Source organism: Cupriavidus sp. 05L411 (genome assembly GCF_056398045.1).
Map to the genome: position 1 here is coordinate 290,756 of NZ_JBFTOQ010000008.1, position 19,109 is coordinate 309,864.

Annotated in this window: 11 protein-coding genes; 6 read left to right on the forward strand and 5 right to left on the reverse strand. The window is 66.2% G+C overall.

From position 1 onward, the window contains the following. Nucleotides 1–38 precede the first annotated feature (38 nt). The 6 genes from hutH to hutG all read left to right on the forward strand — a co-directional run bounded on the left by hutH (nucleotide 39) and on the right by hutG (nucleotide 7,594). Nucleotides 39–1,619 carry a histidine ammonia-lyase gene (gene hutH, locus AC1DQR_RS12625; protein WP_416049598.1) on the forward strand — a complete coding sequence of 527 codons (1,581 nt, stop codon included), beginning with the start codon at nucleotides 39–41 and terminating at the stop codon, nucleotides 1,617–1,619. A gap of 61 nt (nucleotides 1,620–1,680) precedes the next feature. After that, nucleotides 1,681–3,402 (forward strand): urocanate hydratase, encoded by a 1,722-nt coding sequence (gene hutU / locus AC1DQR_RS12630; protein WP_416049597.1) that lies wholly within the window; start codon nucleotides 1,681–1,683, stop codon nucleotides 3,400–3,402. Beyond that, a complete protein-coding gene (locus tag AC1DQR_RS12635) occupies nucleotides 3,399–4,010 on the forward strand; it encodes a HutD/Ves family protein (protein WP_416049596.1) in 612 nt (203 codons plus the stop codon). The genes hutU and AC1DQR_RS12635 overlap by 4 nt, the downstream gene beginning before the upstream one ends. Then, entirely contained in the window at nucleotides 4,007–5,281 is a 1,275-nt protein-coding gene (gene hutI, locus AC1DQR_RS12640; protein ID WP_416049595.1) for an imidazolonepropionase, read from the forward strand. Before AC1DQR_RS12635 ends, hutI begins: the two co-directional genes overlap by 4 nt. After that, the gene (locus tag AC1DQR_RS12645; protein ID WP_416049594.1) at nucleotides 5,278–6,678 is read left to right on the forward strand and encodes a formimidoylglutamate deiminase; all 1,401 of its coding nucleotides are present in this window, start codon (nucleotides 5,278–5,280) and stop codon (nucleotides 6,676–6,678) included. Before hutI ends, AC1DQR_RS12645 begins: the two co-directional genes overlap by 4 nt. 100 nt (nucleotides 6,679–6,778) lie before the next feature. Beyond that, complete coding sequence (hutG, locus tag AC1DQR_RS12650) at nucleotides 6,779–7,594, forward strand: N-formylglutamate deformylase (RefSeq protein ID WP_477133091.1); 816 nt, start codon at nucleotides 6,779–6,781, stop codon at nucleotides 7,592–7,594. Nucleotides 7,595–8,437: 843 nt separating this feature from the next. On the opposite strand, the gene cls is transcribed toward hutG, so the two are convergent. The 5 genes from cls to AC1DQR_RS12675 all read right to left on the reverse strand — a co-directional run bounded on the left by cls (nucleotide 8,438) and on the right by AC1DQR_RS12675 (nucleotide 19,108). Then, nucleotides 8,438–9,946 carry a cardiolipin synthase gene (gene cls, locus AC1DQR_RS12655; protein ID WP_477133092.1) on the reverse strand — a complete coding sequence of 503 codons (1,509 nt, stop codon included), beginning with the start codon at nucleotides 9,944–9,946 and terminating at the stop codon, nucleotides 8,438–8,440. Nucleotides 9,947–10,064: 118 nt separating this feature from the next. Continuing rightward, nucleotides 10,065–11,690 (reverse strand): bifunctional aspartate transaminase/aspartate 4-decarboxylase, encoded by a 1,626-nt coding sequence (locus tag AC1DQR_RS12660; protein WP_477133093.1) that lies wholly within the window; start codon nucleotides 11,688–11,690, stop codon nucleotides 10,065–10,067. Nucleotides 11,691–11,800: 110 nt separating this feature from the next. Further along, nucleotides 11,801–13,486 carry an aspartate-alanine antiporter gene (gene aspT, locus AC1DQR_RS12665; protein WP_416049590.1) on the reverse strand — a complete coding sequence of 562 codons (1,686 nt, stop codon included), beginning with the start codon at nucleotides 13,484–13,486 and terminating at the stop codon, nucleotides 11,801–11,803. 114 nt (nucleotides 13,487–13,600) lie between these two features. After that, on the reverse strand, nucleotides 13,601–15,313 hold the full coding sequence (gene aspT / locus AC1DQR_RS12670) for an aspartate-alanine antiporter (protein ID WP_416049589.1): 1,713 nt from the start codon (nucleotides 15,311–15,313) through the stop codon (nucleotides 13,601–13,603). Nucleotides 15,314–15,892: 579 nt separating this feature from the next. Then, on the reverse strand, nucleotides 15,893–19,108 hold the full coding sequence (locus AC1DQR_RS12675) for a pilus assembly protein (protein ID WP_416049588.1): 3,216 nt from the start codon (nucleotides 19,106–19,108) through the stop codon (nucleotides 15,893–15,895). Nucleotide 19,109 lies beyond the last annotated feature (1 nt).

A 19,109-nucleotide genomic window follows, 5' to 3' on the forward strand; every position in this document is an offset into this window, starting at 1 on the left:
CAACGCACGAACCCGGCTGTATAGACAGGGACATACAAATGAGCGCCACCCAAGCCAACCAAACTTCCCGCCCGCTGCTGACCTTGCAGCCCGGCTCCGTCACGCTGGCCGACCTGCGCCGCATCCATCGCGGCGAAGTGAGCCTGGCGATGGATGCATCCGCATGGGCTGGCGTGCGCGCGTCCCAGGCCACCGTCCAGGACATCATCGACGCCGACGCGGTGGTCTACGGCATCAACACCGGATTCGGCAAGCTGGCGCAAACGCGCATTCCGCATGACAAGCTGGCGGAGCTGCAGCGCAACCTGGTGTTGTCGCACAGCGTGGGCACCGGCGCGGACCTGAACAGCGACACCGTGCGGCTGATCCTGGCGATCAAGGCCGTGAGCCTGGCGCGCGGCCATTCCGGCATCCGTCCCGAAATCATCGAGGCGCTGCTGGCGCTGGCCAACTCGGGCGTCACGCCGTGCATCCCGGCCAAGGGCTCGGTGGGCGCGTCGGGCGATCTCGCGCCGCTGGCGCATATGTCGTGCACGCTGATCGGCGTGGGCGAGGTGATGATCGACGGCGTGCGCCGCCCGGCCGCCGAAGGGCTGGCCCACGCGGGCCTGGCGCCCTTCACGCTGGGTCCCAAGGAAGGATTGGCGCTGCTCAACGGCACGCAGGTTTCCACCGCGCTGGCGCTGGCGGGCCTGTTTGCCGCCGAAGACATCTTCGCTGCCGGGCTGGTGGCGGGCGCGCTGTCGCTCGAAGCCATCAAGGGCTCGGTCAAGCCGTTCGACGCGCGCATCCACGCCGCGCGCGGCCAGGCCGGCCAGATTGCCGTGGCCGGCGCCGTGCGCGCGCTGCTCGATGGCAGCAAGATCGTGGACTCGCACGTGAGCTGCGGCCGCGTGCAGGACCCGTACTCCATCCGCTGCCAGCCGCAGGTGATGGGCGCCTGCCTGGACAACCTGCAGCACGCCGCGCGCGTGCTGCAGATCGAAGCCAACGCCGCGTCCGACAATCCGCTGGTGTTCCCGGAGCAGGGCGACGTGATCTCGGGCGGCAACTTCCACGCCGAGCCGGTGGCGTTTGCCGCCGACATCATCGCGCTGGCCATCGCCGAGATCGGCGCGATCTCCGAGCGCCGCCTCGCGCTGCTGCTCGATTCCGGCCTGTCCGGCCTGCCGCCGTTCCTGGTGCGCGACGGCGGCCTGCATTCGGGCTTCATGATCGCGCAGGTCACTGCCGCCGCGCTGGCTTCCGAGAACAAGTCGCTGGCGCATCCTGCCAGCGTGGACAGCTTGCCGACGTCGGCCAACCAGGAGGACCATGTGTCGATGGCCACCTACGGCGCGCGCCGCCTGGGCGATATGGCGGAGAACACCGCCGTGGTGGTCGGCATCGAAGCCATGGCCGCCGCGCAGGGCATCGAGTTCCACCGCCCGCTGGAATCCTCGCCGCTGATCGAGACCGAGATCGCACGCATCCGCGAGCGCGTGGCCTTTGTGGAAGGCGACCGCTACTTCGCACCGGATATCGAGGCGATGAAGCAGTGGGTGCAGCAGGGTGACGCGGGTGCGGGCTGGCCCGAGGCGGTGCGGCAGGTGCTGCCGTCGCAGGTGGGCGTGGCTTGATGCGCGCGCTACTCCCAAACGCAGGCTGAACCGCTGAACTGAACAGGCAGGAGAACCCCACATGAACGCCAACGAACACCAATTGACCAAAGCGGCACCCCTGCGTGGCCAGCGCGAGATCCGCGCGCCGCGCGGCACCGAGCTGCACTGCAAGAACTGGCTGATCGAAGCCGCTTACCGCATGCTCCAGAACAACCTGGATCCCGATGTGGCCGAGCGCCCGCAGGACCTGGTGGTGTACGGCGGCATTGGCAAGGCGGCGCGCAACTGGGAGTGCTTCGACGCCATCCTCGACAGCCTGCGCAACCTGGGCGAGGAAGAATCGCTGCTGGTGCAATCCGGCAAGCCGGTGGGTGTGTTCCGCACCCATGCCGACGCGCCGCGCGTGCTGATTGCCAACTCCAACCTGGTGCCGCACTGGGCCACCTGGGACAAGTTCAACGAGCTGGACCGCGCCGGCCTGATGATGTATGGCCAGATGACTGCCGGCTCGTGGATCTATATCGGCACGCAGGGCATCGTGCAGGGCACCTTCGAAACCTTTGTCGAAGCCGGCCGCCAGCACTACAACAACCATCTCACCGGCAAGTGGATCCTCACGGCAGGTCTCGGCGGCATGGGCGGCGCACAGACGCTGGCCGGCGTGCTGGCCGGCGCATGCGTGCTGGCGATCGAGTGCCAGGAGTCGCGTATCGACTTCCGCCTGCGCACGCGCTATGTCGACAAGAAGGCCACCAGCATCGACGAAGCGCTGGCCATGATCGAAGAAGCTACGCGCAACAAGCAGGCCATCTCCGTCGGCCTGCTCGGCAACGCTGCCGAGATCATGCCGGAGCTGGTCAAACGCGCGCAGGCCGGCGGCATGCGCCCGGACATCGTCACCGACCAGACCTCGGCGCACGACCTGGTCAACGGCTACCTGCCGGCGGGCTGGACCGTGGCGCAGTGGGAAGCCGCGCGCACGGCTGATCCCAAATCGGTCGAGGCCGCCGCCAAGACTTCCATCGTCAAGCACGTGCAGGCCATGCTGGCCTTCCAGCAAATGGGCGTGCCCACGCTGGACTACGGCAACAACATCCGTCAGGTCGCCTTTGACGAAGGCGTGGCCAATGCCTTTGATTTCCCGGGGTTCGTGCCGGCGTATATCCGCCCGCTGTTTTGCCGCGGCAAGGGCCCGTTCCGCTGGGTTGCGCTATCGGGCGACCCCGAGGACATCTACAAGACCGATGCCAAGATGAAGGAGCTGTTCCCCGAAGACGCGCACCTGCACCGCTGGCTGGATATGGCGCGCGAGCGCATCGCCTTCCAGGGCCTGCCCGCGCGCATCTGCTGGGTGGGGCTGGACGAGCGCCACCGCGCGGGCCTGGCCTTCAACGAGATGGTGAAGAACGGCGAGCTGAAGGCGCCGATCGTGATCGGCCGCGACCACCTGGATTGCGGCTCGGTTGCCAGCCCCAACCGCGAGACCGAAGCCATGCGCGACGGCTCCGATGCGGTGTCCGACTGGCCGCTGCTCAACGCGCTGCTCAACACCGCGGGCGGTGCCACGTGGGTCAGCCTGCATCACGGCGGCGGTGTGGGCATGGGCTTCTCGCAGCATTCGGGCGTGGTGATCGTCTGCGACGGCACCGACGCCGCGGCCAGGCGCATCGAACGCGTGTTGTGGAACGACCCGGCCACCGGCGTGATGCGCCACGCTGATGCCGGCTACGAAAGCGCGATCGACTGCGCCCATGAGAAGGGCCTGAACCTGCCGATGGTGCCGAAGGCGGCAGGCGCATGAACGGCGTCGAACGTTTCTCGCTCGGCGCGCTGGCCGCGCAGCCCTGGAAGAACGGCGGCGGCGTCACCCGCGAAATCGCGGTGTGGCCGCCGGGCGCCGGCATGGACGCATTCCTGTGGCGCGTGAGCGTGGCCGACATCGCCGCCGATGGGCCGTTCTCCGCCTTTCCCGGCATCGATCGCCAGATCGTGCTGCTGGACGGCGAGGGCGTACGCCTGCTGGCTGACGATGGCAGCTTCGATCATCGCCTCGATACCGTTGGCGAGCCCTTTGCCTTTGCCGGCGAGCGCGGCGTGCAAGCCACGCTGCTGGATGGCGCCACGCGCGACTTCAATGTGATGACGCGGCGCGGCCAGTGCCGCGCGAGCGTGGTCGCGGCGCGCGACGAATTCACGATCGCGCCCGGCGCGCATGTGGTGTTGTTGTTTGTGGTTGAGGGGGCATGGCGCCACGGCGTTGCCGGCCAGGGCGGGCAAGCCGTGCTGGCCAGTGACGACGGCATGTTGTTTGCCGAAGGCGTAGCGGTGCCATATCGCCTGCAGGCGATGTCGGAGCCCGCGCTTTGCCTGTGCGTCACCCTGGAACTGGAGTTGGAGAACCCGCAATGAACCTGAACCCGGCGCAGGCCGCCGTTACCTCTTTGTCCGCCGACGGCGTCTGGCATCGCTGCCACCTGCTGCCCGACGGGGATCCCGCCAAGGCTATCCGTGACGCCGCGCTGGTCGTGCAGCAAGGCCGCATCGTGTGGCTCGGCGCGCAGGCAGAGATGCCGCAGGCATACGCAGCGCTGCCGCGCCATGACGCGGGCAACGCCTGGATCACGCCGGGCCTGGTCGACTGCCACACCCACCTGGTGTACGGCGGGCAGCGCGCCGACGAATTCGCCATGCGCGTGGCCGGCGCAGGCTATGAGGAAATCGCGCGCGCCGGCGGCGGCATCGTCTCCACCGTGCGCGCCACCCGCGCCGCCGATGAAGACACGCTGTTCGCGCTGGCCGCCGCGCGTCTCGCGCCGCTGCTGGCCGAAGGCGTGACCACGCTGGAGATCAAGTCCGGCTACGGCCTGGACCTCGCCAGCGAGCGCAAGCAGCTGCGCGTGGCGCGCCGCCTGGGCGAGGCCTTCGGCGTGACGGTGCATACCACTTTCCTCGGCGCGCACGCGTTGCCGCCGGAATACGCGGGCCGCGCCGACGACTACATCACGCTGGTGTGCGAAACCATGATGCCCGCGCTGGCCGAAGAGGGCCTCATCGATGCGGTGGACGCCTTCTGCGAATCCGTGGGCTTCAGCCTGGCGCAGACCGAGCGCGTGTTCCAGGCTGCCGAGCGCCACGGCTTGCGCGTCAAGCTGCACGCCGAGCAACTCAGCAACCTGGGTGGCACCGCGCTGGCGGCGCGTTACCGCGCGCTGTCGGCCGATCACCTGGAACATCTCGATGAGGCCGGCGTCGTTGCCATGGCCGGGTCGGGCACGGTGGCGGTCCTGCTGCCGGGCGCCTATTATTTTCTGCGTGACACCAACCTGCCGCCGATCGACCTGCTGCGCCGGCATGGCGTGCCGATGGCGATCTCCACCGATCACAATCCCGGTACGTCACCCGTCACTTCGTTGCTGCTGATGATGAATATGGCGTGCACCCTGTTCAGGCTGACCGTGCCCGAAGTGCTGGCAGGCGTCACCACGCACGCCGCGCGCGCGCTGGGCGCATCCGACCGGCACGGCTTGCTGGCCGCCGGGCGCGCCGCCGATTTCGTGCTGTGGAATATCGATTCGCCGGCCGAGCTGGCCTACTGGTTCGGGCGCAATCCCGCCGCCGCCGTGGTGCGCCAGGGCAAGGTCTATCCCGCTGCCACGCCAGCGCAAGGAGTACGGCCATGAACGCCGGAAGCCTGTTTGCCACGCAGGCCTTGCTGCCCACGGGCTGGGCCAGCGATGTACTGCTGGCCTGGGACGACGCTGGCGCATTTACGACGGTGCAGGCCGGTGCGGAACCCGCCGTGGACGTGCCGCGCGCCGCCGGGCCGCTGTTGCCGGGCATGCCCAATCTGCATTCGCATGCGTTCCAGCGCGGCTTTGCCGGGTTGACCGAGTTCCGCAGCGAGACGCTGGCCGACGGCCAGGAGAGCGATTCCTTCTGGAGCTGGCGCAAGCTGATGTACCGCTTCGCGCTGCGGCTTTCGCCCGATACGCTGGAAGCCATCGCCACGCAGCTCTATATCGAGATGCTGCGCGCGGGCTACACCAGCGTTTGCGAGTTCCACTACGTGCATCACGACACGGACGGCAAGCCTTACGCCGACCCTGCCGAGATGTCGCTGCGCCTGCTGCGCGCCGCGCAGACCGCCGGCATCGGCATCACGCTGCTGCCGGTGCTGTACCAGACGGCTGGCTTCGGCGACAAGCCCGCGGTGCCGGATCAGCGCCGCTTCCTGCATGAGACGCACGCCATGCTCGCCTTGCTTGGCCGGCTGGCCCCCCAATGCCATGGCCAGGCTCGCCTGGGACTTGCCCCGCACTCGCTGCGCGCGGTGCCGCCGCAGAGCCTTGCCGACGCCGTGGCGGGCCTGCACGCGCTGGATGCAACAGCGCCGGTGCACATCCATATCGCCGAGCAGCAGCGCGAGGTCGATGAGTGCATCACGCTCACGGGCACACGCCCGGTGGCGTGGCTGCTCGACCATGCCGAGGTGGATGCGCGCTGGTGCCTGGTGCATGCCACGCACCTGGACTGGGACGAGCGGCGCCGGCTGGCGCACAGCGGCGCGGTGGCCGGCATCTGCCCGACCACCGAGGCCAACCTGGGCGACGGGGTATTCGATGCCGCGCCCTACCTGGGGCAGGGCGGTGTCTGGGGCATCGGCTCGGACAGCCACGCCAGCGTCAGCGTCGTGGAAGAGCTGCGGCTGTTCGAGTACGGCCAGCGGCTGGCGCTGCAAAAGCGCAACGTGCTGGCTTCGGACGCGCACAAGCAGGTGGCGGACCGCCTTTACCTTGATGCCGCCTTTGGCGGCGCGCGTGCGTCGGGCCGGGATATCGGCGCGATTGCCGTCGGGCAGCAGGCGGATTTCGTCGTGCTGGACGGGGCGCATCCCGCGCTCTCGGGTTTGTCGGGCAGCCAGGCGCTGGCGGTCCATGTGTTCACCAACCATGGGCATGAGACACTAGCGGAAGTCCGCACGGCGGGCCGCACGCGCGTGCAGCATGGTATGCACGCCTTGCAGGCTGACGCTGGCAAGGGCTTTGCCGCTGCGCGCGCCAGCCTGCTGACTGACTAAAATCCGGCGCACCACGCGGCCTGACGCTTGACGCTACAAGCTTCAGGCCCGTATTGATGAGCACTGCGCCTTTACGTTGCAAAGTAGCAAACAAGAAAACATGGCCTTCTCGACCGATACCCCCGCTTTCACCCTGCATCGCGGCACGCGCCCGATGCTGGTGTCGATGCCGCACGTCGGCACCCACCTGCCGGCTTCCGTGTCCGACCGGCTGACCGCCGAGGCACGCACCGTGCCCGATACCGACTGGCACCTGGAGCGCCTGTACGATTTCGCGCGCGAGCTCGGCGCCTCCATCCTGGTGGCTACCCACTCGCGCTACGTGGTGGACCTGAACCGCCCGCCCGACAACGCCAATCTCTACCCCGGCCAGGACACCACCGGCCTGTGCCCGGTCGATACCTTCGACAAGACGCCGATCTACGCCGACGCCAGCAGCCTGCCCGCCGACGATGAAATCGCCGCGCGCCGCGACGCCATCTGGCGCCCGTACCACGGCGCGCTCGCCGAAGAACTGGCCCGCTTGCGCGCCGAGCACGGTACCGTGGCGCTGTGGGACGCGCATTCGATCCGCTCGGTGCTGCCGCGCTTTTTCGAGGGCAAGCTGACCGACTTCAACCTGGGCACCGCCAATGGAGCCAGCTGCGACGCCGCGCTGGCCAACCAGCTGCTGGATATCGCTGGCGCGTTGCCGGGCTATACGTCGGTGCTTAACGGGCGCTTCAAGGGCGGCTATATTACGCGGCTGTACGGGGCGCCGGCACAAGGCGTGCAAGCCGTGCAGCTGGAGTTGACGCAGTCGGCCTATATGAGCGAGAGCTATCCTTTCGCCTATGACGAAGCGCGGGCAACGCGCATTCAGCCTACGCTGAAGACGATGCTGGAGACGGTGTTGGGGTACGTGGAGGCGCGTTAAGGTTGCTGGCCCCGCTGACGCTTGGGTGGCTTTGTGCCTTTGTGGGCGGGGTTTTACTGCTTCTAGCTGCTGTCGCGGCTGTGCGGTGTTGGCCGATTTAGAACGTGTGAGATGTCACTTCTCTTTACTCGTAAAGAGAAGTGACCAAGAGAAAGCGATCCTTGCAGGAGGCTGGCGTGGCGTCATTGGGGACCCCAATGGTTTCGTCGTACGGCCCTGGGTGCTAATGGCCTCGTGCCGTTACCGGTTTGAATGGCCACGATCCTGTCAATGACACCGGTTTCGTGGTGAGGCTGCTCGGTAGCGACATCCCTGCTCATTCGCACATCTACCGGTACCGGCTCCGAGCACCGCGATATATCACGCCGTGATGGTTTCGTGGTGGGGTGGGCGCGGTGGAAGAGTTCTTCGACCTATCCATTCGGTGCCACCGCGCCCACGACGAAAACGGGACGCCTGCAACTTCGTGGCCGGTCACCTCGCGAGCGACAGACGGCTTGAAATTCGTGGTGGTGGCTACCGGTGGGGGCCACCACGATACCCTGGGCACTAGCAAGGTCGTGGTGGTCTAAACTGGTAACGGCACGAGTCCATCAGCACCCGGGGCCGTACGACGAAACCATTGGGGTCCCCAATGACGCCACGCCAGCCTCCTGCAAGGATCGCTTTCTTTTGGTCACTTTTCTTTACGAGTAAAGAAAAGTGACATCTCACACGTTCCAAAACGGCCAACCCCGCACAGCCGCGACAGCAGCTAGAAGCATGAAAACCCCGCCCACAGAGCCACGCCCGCGTCAGCGGGGCCAAAGACGAACCGTATAGCCACGTCCAGCCCCCTCTCTCCTACAGCAACGAATCCGCCAACCGGCAAAGATTCTGCCAGGTCCGCGTATGCAGCGGCCGCCGCTGCCAAACCGCCCGCACCACCGTCTCACTATTGGCCAGATACCGCTGCTGGATCCGCCGCATGCGCGCCACCACATCACGGTCATAGATCACCAGCGCGGCTTCTGCATTGAGCGCGAACGACCGGATGTCCATATTGGTCGATCCCACCATGGCAACTTCATCGTCAATGGTGACGTGCTTGGCATGCAGGAAGGCGGGGCGGTACAAGTGGATCTGCACCCCCGAGTCCAGCAGCACGCCGAAGTAAGCCTCTTGCGCGGCCTGCGTGAAGCGCTGGTCGATCCGTTGCGATAGCACCAGGTGCACCGCCACGCCACGGTAGCAGGCCAGGTGCAGCGCTTGCAGGAACGCTTCATCCGGCACGAAGTAGGGTGTGGTGATGACCACTTCGCTGCGCGCGCGGTGGATCATGCTGATCAGCGCCATCTGCGCGTTCTGCGTGCCGTAGCCAGGGCCGCTGGGCAGCATCTGCGCGATGTGCGGGCCTTGCGCCTCCATGGGCGGGAAGCTGTCGAGGCCGAAGTTGCCGTCGCCGGTTTCCAGGTAGCGATCGGCCAGGAAGACCGCTTGCAGCTCCGCCACCACTGGCCCGGTCACGCGCGCCACCAGTTCTTCATTGGGCAGTCCGGGCATCGACTCGGCATCGATCACGTTTTGCGAGCCGATGTAGCCAATGCTGCCGTCCACCACCAGGATCTTGCGGTGATTGCGCAGGTCGAAGCGCGCGCTCTTGCCTTTGAGCACCGCCATCAGCGAGCGCATGGGCAGGGCCTGCACCACCTCCACGCCGCCGTCGCGCAGCGTATGGGCAAACATGCGCCAGCCAGCGCGCGCGCCCAGCGCATCCACCAGCAGGCGGCAGCGCACGCCCCGCGCGCTGGCTCGCAGCAGGGCGTCGGTAAAGGCGCGGCCGGTTGCGTCCGCGGCGTAGATATAGACCAGCAGATGGACCTGGTGCCTGGCGCTGTCGATATCGGCGATCATCGCGGCCACCGTCGCGTCATAGTCGTCGAGCAGCGCCACGGCATTGCCGCGCATCGGCGAGTAGGAGCCGAGCCGCTCGATCAGGCCGGCCGCATCGGCGGCAACGGCGGCGGGCAGCGGCTGCAATGGCGCGAAGCGCGCCACCCGGTCACGCACGTTTGCGATGCCCTGGTTGATGCGGGCCAGCTTGAGCCGGCGCGACTTGGGATAGTAGATGCGGCCGAACAGCGCATAGAGCACCAGCCCCAGCCATGGCAGGAAGAAGATCAGCAGCAGCCAGGTGCGCGCGGCCGCCGGAGCGCGGCGCTGCGGCACGTAGACCAGCATGGCAAGGCGGATCGCCCATTCCGCCAGTGTGAACAGCGAGGGCCACCACCAGGAAAAGCCGACCGGCATGGCGCCTTGCAGCGAGGCGACCCAGGGCGCAGGCAGGAAGGTATCTAGAAGGGAAGGGGACATGCGGCTCGGCGGCTCGGCTCTGGTATGGCGGACCGCCCACCATACCAGAGCCGTGCGTTGGAGCGCGTGTCAGGCGGATGCCGGACCATGCCGGCATTCGCCCGACACGACCTATGGCTTACTTCTTCGTCACATCCTTGCGCGCCTTGCTGCCCGTGGCCTTGTTGTACTGCTCCACGTACTCCTCGAACAGCTTGCGGATGGAGCGGCCGATTTTCACGTAGTCCGATTCATTGAGGTTGGCCAGCGACACGCGGCCGGAGGGATGGCGCGTGCCAAAGCCGCGGCCCGGCAGCAGCACCACGCCCGCTTCCTCGGCGAGGCGGAACAGCAGCTCCACCGGCTCGGCGGAGTTGAGCACCCATTTGACGAAGTCCGGGCCGATGGCCTTGCCGCCGAGCTGCTCGATGTCGAGCAGCGTGTAGTAGTCCACGGCATTGGGGTCATCGTTGTCCGGCGCAATGCCGATCTCGCGGTACAACGCGGCCTTGCGGCTGCGGATCAGGCGCTTCATCGCGGCCTTGTACTCGTCATGCGTGTCCATCAGCGAGAACAGCGAGAACAGCACCATCTGCACCTGCTGCGGCGTGGACAGGCCGGCCGTGTGGTTCAGCGCCACGGTGCGGCTGTCGGCGACCAGGCGGTCGATGAACTTGAGCTTGTCCGGCTCGGTGGTGATGGAGTTGTAGCGCTTGTGCAAGCCGTCATGCTGGGGCTCGGGCAGCTTGGCGATCAGCGCGTCGAAGACGTTGTCCTGGTGCGTGGCAATGACGCCGAGGCGCCAGCCTGTTGCGCCAAAGTACTTGGAGAACGAATACACCAGGATGGTGTTCCTGGGGCACATCGCGAACAGCGAGACGAAGTTGTCGGCAAAGGTGCCATACACATCGTCGGTCAGGATGATCAGGTCCGGCCGCTCTTCCACGATCGAGGCAAGGTACTCCAGGCTCTCGTCGCTCATGCGCACCGACGGCGGGTTGCTCGGGTTCACCAGGAAGAACGCCTTGACCTTGGGGTCGCGCAGCTTGTCGAGCTCCTTGTTGGCGTATTGCCAGTGCTGGTTCGGGTCCGCGTCGATCGACAGCTCCACCAGTTCATAGTCGTTGAGCTCCGGGATCTCGATATACGGCGTGAAGATCGGCATGCCCAGCGCGATGGTGTCGCCGGCCTTGAGCAGGTGGTTCTCGCGGATGGTGTTGAACAGGTACGTCATCGCGGCGGTGCCGCCCTCCACCGCGAACAGGTCGAACTTGCCCGTGAACGGGTGGTTGCCGATCATCTCCTTGCGGATGTACTGCGCGACGATCTTCTCGGACAGCTTGAGCATGCGGTCCGGCACCGGGTAGTTGCAGGCCAGGATGCCTTCGCACATCTCGTACAGGAAATCGCCCGCGTCCAGGCCGAGCTGGTCGCGCACATAGGACACCGCGCCCGCCAGGAAGCGCACGCCTTCGGTCTCGGCGTTCTCGCGCGCAAACAGGTCGAAGCGTTCCTCGATGCCGGCACGGCGCGGGAAGCCGCCCACGCCCTCGGGCATGTACGAGAACGAGCGCTCGGATTCGCGCATGGCAAACAGGCCGAGCTGCCAGAAGGCGTGGCGCGGCACGGTCGCCAGGAAGTTGGGATTGCCGCGCCCGGCATTGAGCATCATGCGGTCGGCATCGCTGCTGGCGAGCTTGATCAGCTCGTCCTTGAGTTCGAAGGGCGAAAGGCTCGCTAGCTTGGAAAGGTCAGGTTTGGTCATGACAGGCTCCAGGGGTAAGGCTTGTTGGGGGTGGACCTGGCCGGCGCGGCCGGGCCCAGGGAGGCAAAGAGCGCTTGTGCGGGGGGCTGCTGGCTGGCAGGCGCGCCGCGCTACACCAGGCCGACCACCAGCGGCCCCAGCAGGGTCAGCAGTACGTTGGCCAGTGCGTAGGTGATGGCGAAGGGCACTGTCGGCACCGGGCTTTCCGCCTTGTCCAGGATGCCGCCGAAAGCCGGGTTGGCGCTGCGCGAGCCCGACAGCGCGCCGGCCAGCAGCGCGGCGTTGTCGTACTTGAGCACGTAGCGGCCGAACAGCATGGTGAGAAACAACGGCAGCAGCGTCACCACCGCGCCCAGCAGGAAGATGGTCAGCCCGCTTTGCTTGAGCGTGGTCACCGCCTGCAGCCCGGAGTTGATGCCGACGATGGCGACAAAGGCTGCCAGCCCGAAGTCCTTGAGCAACTGGCAGGCCGCCGTCGGCATGGCGCCGTACATCGGGTGCTTGGACCGCGCCCAACCGAACACCAGGCCGGAGAGCAACGCGCCGCCGCCCGAGCCCAGCGTCAGCGGGATCGACCCCACGCGCCATACCAGCAGCCCGATCAACAGGCCCGCCAGCACGCCGGCGCCGAAGTAGACGAAGTCCGTCTTCTCGCTCGGCACCAGCTCGTAGCCGGCGGTCTTGGCCGCGCGCGCGGTGTCGTCCGGCGTGCCGTAGAAGGTGAGGATGTCGCCGTGCTGCAGCTTTAGCTCGGGCAGGATCGGCAGCGGATGGTCGTAGCGCTCGATATGCTCGATATACACGCCGTGCCGCTGGTCGCGCTCCACCATGTCGATGATCTGTGCGATGGACTTGTTGTTCATGTCCTTGTGCGTGAACACCGCGCGGCGCGTCTGCATCACCACGCCCATGCCGTCGGCATCGGCCACTTCCTCTCCGATCACCTGCGCGGTGGGTACCATGGCGTCGCGCCGGCCCACCATCAGCACCACGTCATTGGCCTTGAGCACCAGGTCCTGCTTGGCCTCGACCGGCTTGCCGTCGCGCATCACCTTCTCGACCGTGACGAGATCCGCGCCCTTGGTCTCGATCTGCGCCACGGTCTTGCCGGCTGCGCCGGTCACGCGGAACACGCGGCCCACCAGGCGGGGCAGCGCGCCGCGCTGGCCCGGGCCGAACTGCGGGGTGCCGCCGTGCATGGCCGCCTCGATTTTCTTGGCATCGGTCTTCAGGTCCGACTTCATGAAGCGCGGCAGGATGTTCACGCACACGATGATGGCGCCCAGCGAGCCAAATACATAGGTCACGGCATAGCCGATCGCCACGTTCGATTGCAGCAGCTTGACCTGGTCGGGCGGCAAGCCGAGCTTGGTAATGGCGTCTCCGGCGGTACCGATGATGGCCGACTGCGTCATGCCGCCGGCAGCCAGGCCAGCGGCCAGCCCCTTGTCGAGATGGAACAGCTTGGCCAGGATCACCACGGTGGCCAGCCCCACCACCGCCATGAAGACGGCCATGGCGATTTCCCGCAGCGAGCTGCGGTTGAGCGAGTTGAAGAACTGTGGTCCGCTCTCGTAGCCCACGGCGTAGATGAACACCGCGAACATCACCGCCTTGACGCCGTTGTCGATCTCCACCCCGACCTGGCTGATGACCACCGCAGCCAGCAGCGATCCCGCCACGCCGCCCAGCTGGAAGCGGCCGAAGGTGATCTTGCCGATGGCGTAGCCTACGGCTAGCGACAGGAACAAAGCCGCTTCAGGGGACTTCTGGAAGATGTTGTGCAACCACTCCATGGTTTGCTCCTGCTGCGTGATAAATCAATGAATCAGGAAATCAGAAAATCAGGTAAGGGGGAGCCGGGCGAGCGCGCTGGCCGGGCACCGATGCTGCCCACGGGCCGTGCGCCATCAATGCGCCAGCGCGCCGGCCACGCCGACAGCGATCGGTCCCATCAACGGCAACAGCACGTTGGAGATGGCATAGGTGATCGTGTAGCCAATGACCGGCGTGCTGTTGCCGGCCGCGTTGGTCAGCGCCATGATCGCGGGCGTGCTGCATTGCTGGCCGGCCACCGCGCCAAGCAGGATCGGGGCTTCGATCTTCAGCCACCAGTGGCCGATCAGCAGCGACAACGTCGCGGGCACGATCGAGATCAACACCCCGGCCACGGGCAGCGCCAGGCCGTAGGTCTTCACCAGCTTGATCGCGTCCGGCCCGGCCGACAGGCCCACCGCGGCGATGAACGTAGCCAGCCCGAAATCCTTCAGGATCTCCGCCGCCGGCGACGGCAGCGAGCCCATCAGCGGCACCCGCGCGCGCAGCCAGCCGAAGGCCAGGCCCGCTACCAGGCAGCCGCCGCCGGTGCCGAGCGTCAGCTCCGCGCCACCAACCTTCAGCCTCAGGCTGCCCAGCAACATGCCCAGCAGCACGCCGACGCCGAGAAACACAAAATCGGTCTTGATGGTGGGCACGACCCGATAGCCCAGCTCTGGCACCACCCGCTCCACGGCTTCGGCCGGGCCGCTCAGGCTCACCACGTCGCCACGCTCCAGCACCGTGTTGGGCAACGGCGGGATGGGCCGCTCCATGCGCCGGATGGCGTCGATGTACACGCCGCGCCCCATGCCCACATCCGCCATGCCGCGCAGCGCGGACAGCATCAGGCCGCTCACCGCGCGGCGTGTCAGCAACACGTCCTGCTCGGTCTGCACCACCATGTCCATGCCGGCTTCGCCGGCAGCTTCCGGCGCCTCGGGCAGCTCGATGCCCACCGCCTGCATGAAGGGCACCATGGCGTCGCGCCGTCCATACGCCAGCACCACATCGCCGGCGCGCAGCAATTCGTCGGGCGATGGCTTGAAGGTCTGGCCATCGCGCCGGATGCGCCGGATCGTCACGCCCAGCGCCACCGCCTGCTCGGCCGCCAGCACTGTCTGGCCCGCGGCGGTCCGCACCTCGATCACGCGTCCCACCAGGCGCGGCAGCGCGCTGTACTGGCGCGCACCCATATCGGACTCGCCACCGAGCCGGTGCCAGAGCGCCGCGGCAGACTCGCGCAGGTTGATGCGCAATAGCAGTGGCGCCAGCTGGCTGGTGAACAACACGATCGTGATCAGCCCAAACAGATAGGTCACGCTGTAGGCGGTGACGATATTGGTCTGCAGCTCGCGTATCCGGTCGGGGGGCAGGCCAAGCCTGCCGATGGCCTCGGAAGCGGTGCCGATCACCGCCGACTCCGTCGCGGCGCCTGCCAGCAAGCCCGCCGCGGTACCCTGGTCCAGGTTCAGCACCACCACCGCCAGCGCCATCAGCGCCAGCACCACGGTCACCTCGACGACCGACAACAGGCCAATGCGCCAGCTGCGCGCGACGTTGGCAAAGAACTGCGGGCCGCCGGTGAAACCCAGCGCAAAGATGAACAGGGCAAAGAAGACGTTACGCACGTCGGTGTCGATCCGCGCACCGCTTTGGCCGATCACCAGCGCGGCAATCAGCGTGCCGCAGATGCCGCCGAACTGGAACGGCCCCACCTTGACCGCACCCACGGCGTGCCCCACGGCCAGCGCCAGGAACAGGGCGATCTCGGGTTGCGTGGCTAGCAGGTGGACAATGGTTTCCATGGAGCAGCGGCGGCTGTCAGGGCGGAATCACGGGGTCCACGGGGTACCGGCGCAACGGGGGCGCGACACGGGCGTCAGCCCGCGATCCTTCCCCGGCGGGCACCGCGCAGATTTGGCGTGGGCCATTATCACTGCCGCTACTTGGCACGCGTGCTGAAAGCTTTTGTTTCTGATTTAAGCGGTGTCAACGCGCGTAGCGCCGGGGCCTGGCTTATCGGCTGAAGCGTGCCGAGGCAAGTGCAGCAAAGCAATCAGGCTGAGAGAGCCGGCGGTGCGTGAGGATATTGCATTGCGCAATTCCTCGCGGCCGCCGATTCATCTGGGGAAGCCCCAGATGTCACTATGGGTATGACTGCTTGCTAGCAGCGCCCTTTCTTCGCCTGGCCAGGCGGACAGAAACCTGGACCGGGGCCCGGATCCACCACGACGGTAGCGGGCGCTACCACTGCACCGTTTGGCGTATAGACTGTGCGCAACCCGACAGGGGTGTCTTGCCAAGGACATACGTGAACCGGCGGGGCGTCGTGCATTGCATCATTGGCGACCCCGCATTTGGTGGCATGACAGTGCTGATGCTAGCTAGTGCTTATCGCTTTCCGGGTACCAGTAGATGCGCTTGCGTTTGCCGACGCCAGCGATATTGACCTTCTGCGCACCGAGCGCAGAGGTGGCATCGCCGCCGCCAGGGCCGGTCTGGTTCCCCCCGCCGAGCAAGACCGGCACCACGGTCGCGCTCGTGCCGCTGCCGATCGACACCATGCCGAACACGGACGACGGCGGGAAGCCGCCGCCGTCCAGGATGATCGAGCGGGCCGGGTTTTGCCCGGCCGACGTCAGGAAGCTGAAGGAGTAGCTACGGGCGATCCCGAGATTCGGATAGCACGTGCTGGCATCCGGCACTCTTGGCGTGTTGGTGCCGATCGTGGTGTAGCCACTGACCGTCAGCGGCGCGTTGACCGCTTTCTCGCCGGGATTGGTCAGCGTGATGTAGAAGCCCGAACCCGAGCCGTCATAGGTGCCCGTCAGGGTCGTGGCGTCGACGAGGCCGGCCTCGGTGATCGGCTTCCAGGTCGGCGGCATGCCGAGGATGTTGGTGTCCTTCAACATGTAGAGCCGATTGACCACGTTGTAGGCCGTGCCCGGCGTCGTCGAGGCAGAATACAGCGGATGCTCGCGGTCCCCCGTGCCGGCCGTGACGGCATCGTAGCCAGCGGTGGAGACGACATCGGGGGGGTAGAAGAACTTGCGTGCAGCGTTTGTGCCGGACGCGCCGCCGAGGGCGGCAAGCTTGTTCAGGGTCCAGTTTGCCGGCGCATTCCCCGCGGTAGTCTCCAGATCCGCGCGCCAAATGTTGCCACCGACGTCGCCGACATAGAAGCGTTCGATGTACCCGTCGCCGTTGCGGTCGAGCACGGTCACATCCGAGGGGATGGCACGAGTCAGGCCCGGCACTGGCAGACAGGTGCCGCCCATGCCCGCGCAGCTGGGCAGGGCGCTCCATACGGGGGAGCCGGTCAAGGCATCGAGTACCAGAACGCCCCGCCCCATGATGTCGGTGCCTGGTGCGGGATCACTGTCCTCCGTCGTGTCGTAGCCAGCACCCATGACGATGAGCGGGGACGTGCTGCCTCGCGCACGTATCACGCGCGGCTGGGACCAGCTCTGGCCAAGTTCAGGGAAGTCGGCGTTGGTGCGCTTCCATAGGTAGCGAGGGTTGGCGGGGTCGGTCACATCCAGGGCATAGATCAGCCGGCCGCCGCGGCGTGCAGTCAGGTAGAGCACGATGCGCGGATGTGCCGGGTCCCGCAGGTCTTGCATGACCGTCGTGCTGCCGTCGAAGAAATAGTCGCGTGGTGTCGGTGCCGGGGTAATGCCACCCGGCGTGGTCGAGAGCTTTACCTCCGGCGAATTGGTATAGATGCGGCTGAGCTTGCCGAGAAACTCCGGAGCAATAAAGCCCCAGAGCTCGCCGCCGGGCCTTACGCTGCCGATCCCCTGTGCCTGATTGCCGTTGATCGCGTGGAACACGCCGTCGTTGGTGCCATAGAACACCACGACGCCCGTGCTTCCACCATAGTTGACGACCGCCGGCCGCGAGTGCAGCACATCGGCGTGAATCGAACCGCGCACGGTGACTAGTGAGCCGGGACCTTGCTCCGCCTCCTGGCCGGCGATGCTGCTGGCATCCGCAGCTTGAACATCCGCGCCGCGCATCCAGGCAATCAGCTTGGGCAATTCCGTACTGCTGATGGTTGCCGCACCGCTGGTTCCGGCGTTGACGGCCGCAAGGCCATTGGCGCCGTTCAGCCATGTGTTGGCGGTATCGAACGTTGGCATGGCGGCGTTGGTTGGGCAGTTGCCCGCGCCGTTGCACGTGAACAGTACCCGGCTATCCTGGCTGGTCAGCAATTGGGCACGCAGCATCTCGCCTGCGCCGCCTTTCTCCACCACCTCTCCATCGGGAGAGTCCAGGTTCCATCCAGTGCTCGATGGGCTGTTCGTCCAGAAGCCCTTGGCGGGCCATTTTGCTACCCCGCCGGTGCCATAGCCGCTTGTGCTGAACGTGAGCGGGGGCTCAGCGGTCCAGTAGCTGACGGCACCCGGCGAAATGAATCCGGTCGAGGCGTTGCTGATCGCGCTATTGCCGCTGGCATCCTGCAGTACGATATTGCCCTTGCTGTTGTAGCCAATCCGGTATTGCTTGAGATTGCCCATCCAGCGCGGCGCGGCGGTGGCGTCTGGGCGGAACATGCCGACATAGACCTGGTTGAGGAACTGGCCTTGCGCATTCACCGATGCCGGCAAGCTCACCGAGGCAAAGACGCTGTTGACGGCCTGCACTTCGTTGAAGATCTGCAGCAAAGCGGAAGTCAGTCCGTTGACATCTCCGAGCTGGACCTCATAGGTCTTGCCGCCGCCATTGGTCCCCATGCTATCTGTGAACTGGACGTAATCCGGGTTCTTGCCATCAGTCACCGCGATCGTGTAGGTCACGATGTTCTGCTGGTTGGCCATGTTGCCCTGTACGTCCGTCTGGTACATGAAGCGAGCCCATTCGTCGCCCCAGTTGCTCTGGTATCCGTTGTAAGGGGCGGGAATCGTGATTTGCTGTTGCTGGGCGGTAGTCGCGCCCGCGGCTACCAGCGCGTTGAAGGCGTTCTGGCCAGTGTCCTGCGGCTTGCCGTTGTTGACGGCGTTGGCGATATAGATAACGAAATTGCGCTGGCAGGGATTGTCGATGGTCGATGTGTACTTGGTGCCCGACAAGCCGGTCTGCCCTGCGTAGAAGGCCCATGACTCCTGCATGCCTCCGCCAACCTGCGAGTTGTTCGCGTTGTCGGCCTGGCGATCGATGGACTTCACATACGTCAGGAAATTGTCCACGCCGGTGCTGTCCATCAGCGGCAGCTTGTAAGGCGCCACCGACGGGAACCGCATCGAGCCGCCGACATTTTTCCCGGTGCCGAACATCATCACACCGAGATTCAGGTTGCCCAGCAGGGCGGGGCTGTTCTTGATGGACGCCACCGCGTTATAGAGCGCGCACTGCTCGGCGCCGACATCCTTGCCCGCGTTATTGCTGGATACCACGTTCGCCGTGGAGCAGGTGAAGCTGGCCGAAGCATCCCAGGTTGACGCGTTGTCGAACAGAATCAGCACATTGGGCTTGCCAGCCTGTGGCTGCAAGCCAGTGTACAAGTCGATGTCCTCCGCCATTGCCGGGCGCACGACGCAGAGTGAGAACAACGCGGCAATGGCAATGCGCGAGGCGATGCATCCGGCGGATTGGCGCATG

Coding starts and splice junctions, on each gene's coding strand:
- hutG (WP_477133091.1), top strand. CDS start 6,779: ATGGCCTTCTCGACCGATACCCCCGCTTTCACCCTGCATCGCGGCACG.
- aspT (WP_416049590.1), bottom strand. CDS start 13,486: ATGGAGTGGTTGCACAACATCTTCCAGAAGTCCCCTGAAGCGGCTTTG.
- hutU (WP_416049597.1), top strand. CDS start 1,681: ATGAACGCCAACGAACACCAATTGACCAAAGCGGCACCCCTGCGTGGC.
- AC1DQR_RS12660 (WP_477133093.1), bottom strand. CDS start 11,690: ATGACCAAACCTGACCTTTCCAAGCTAGCGAGCCTTTCGCCCTTCGAA.
- AC1DQR_RS12645 (WP_416049594.1), top strand. CDS start 5,278: ATGAACGCCGGAAGCCTGTTTGCCACGCAGGCCTTGCTGCCCACGGGC.
- hutH (WP_416049598.1), top strand. CDS start 39: ATGAGCGCCACCCAAGCCAACCAAACTTCCCGCCCGCTGCTGACCTTG.
- AC1DQR_RS12635 (WP_416049596.1), top strand. CDS start 3,399: ATGAACGGCGTCGAACGTTTCTCGCTCGGCGCGCTGGCCGCGCAGCCC.
- aspT (WP_416049589.1), bottom strand. CDS start 15,313: ATGGAAACCATTGTCCACCTGCTAGCCACGCAACCCGAGATCGCCCTG.
- cls (WP_477133092.1), bottom strand. CDS start 9,946: ATGTCCCCTTCCCTTCTAGATACCTTCCTGCCTGCGCCCTGGGTCGCC.
- hutI (WP_416049595.1), top strand. CDS start 4,007: ATGAACCTGAACCCGGCGCAGGCCGCCGTTACCTCTTTGTCCGCCGAC.
- AC1DQR_RS12675 (WP_416049588.1), bottom strand. CDS start 19,108: ATGCGCCAATCCGCCGGATGCATCGCCTCGCGCATTGCCATTGCCGCG.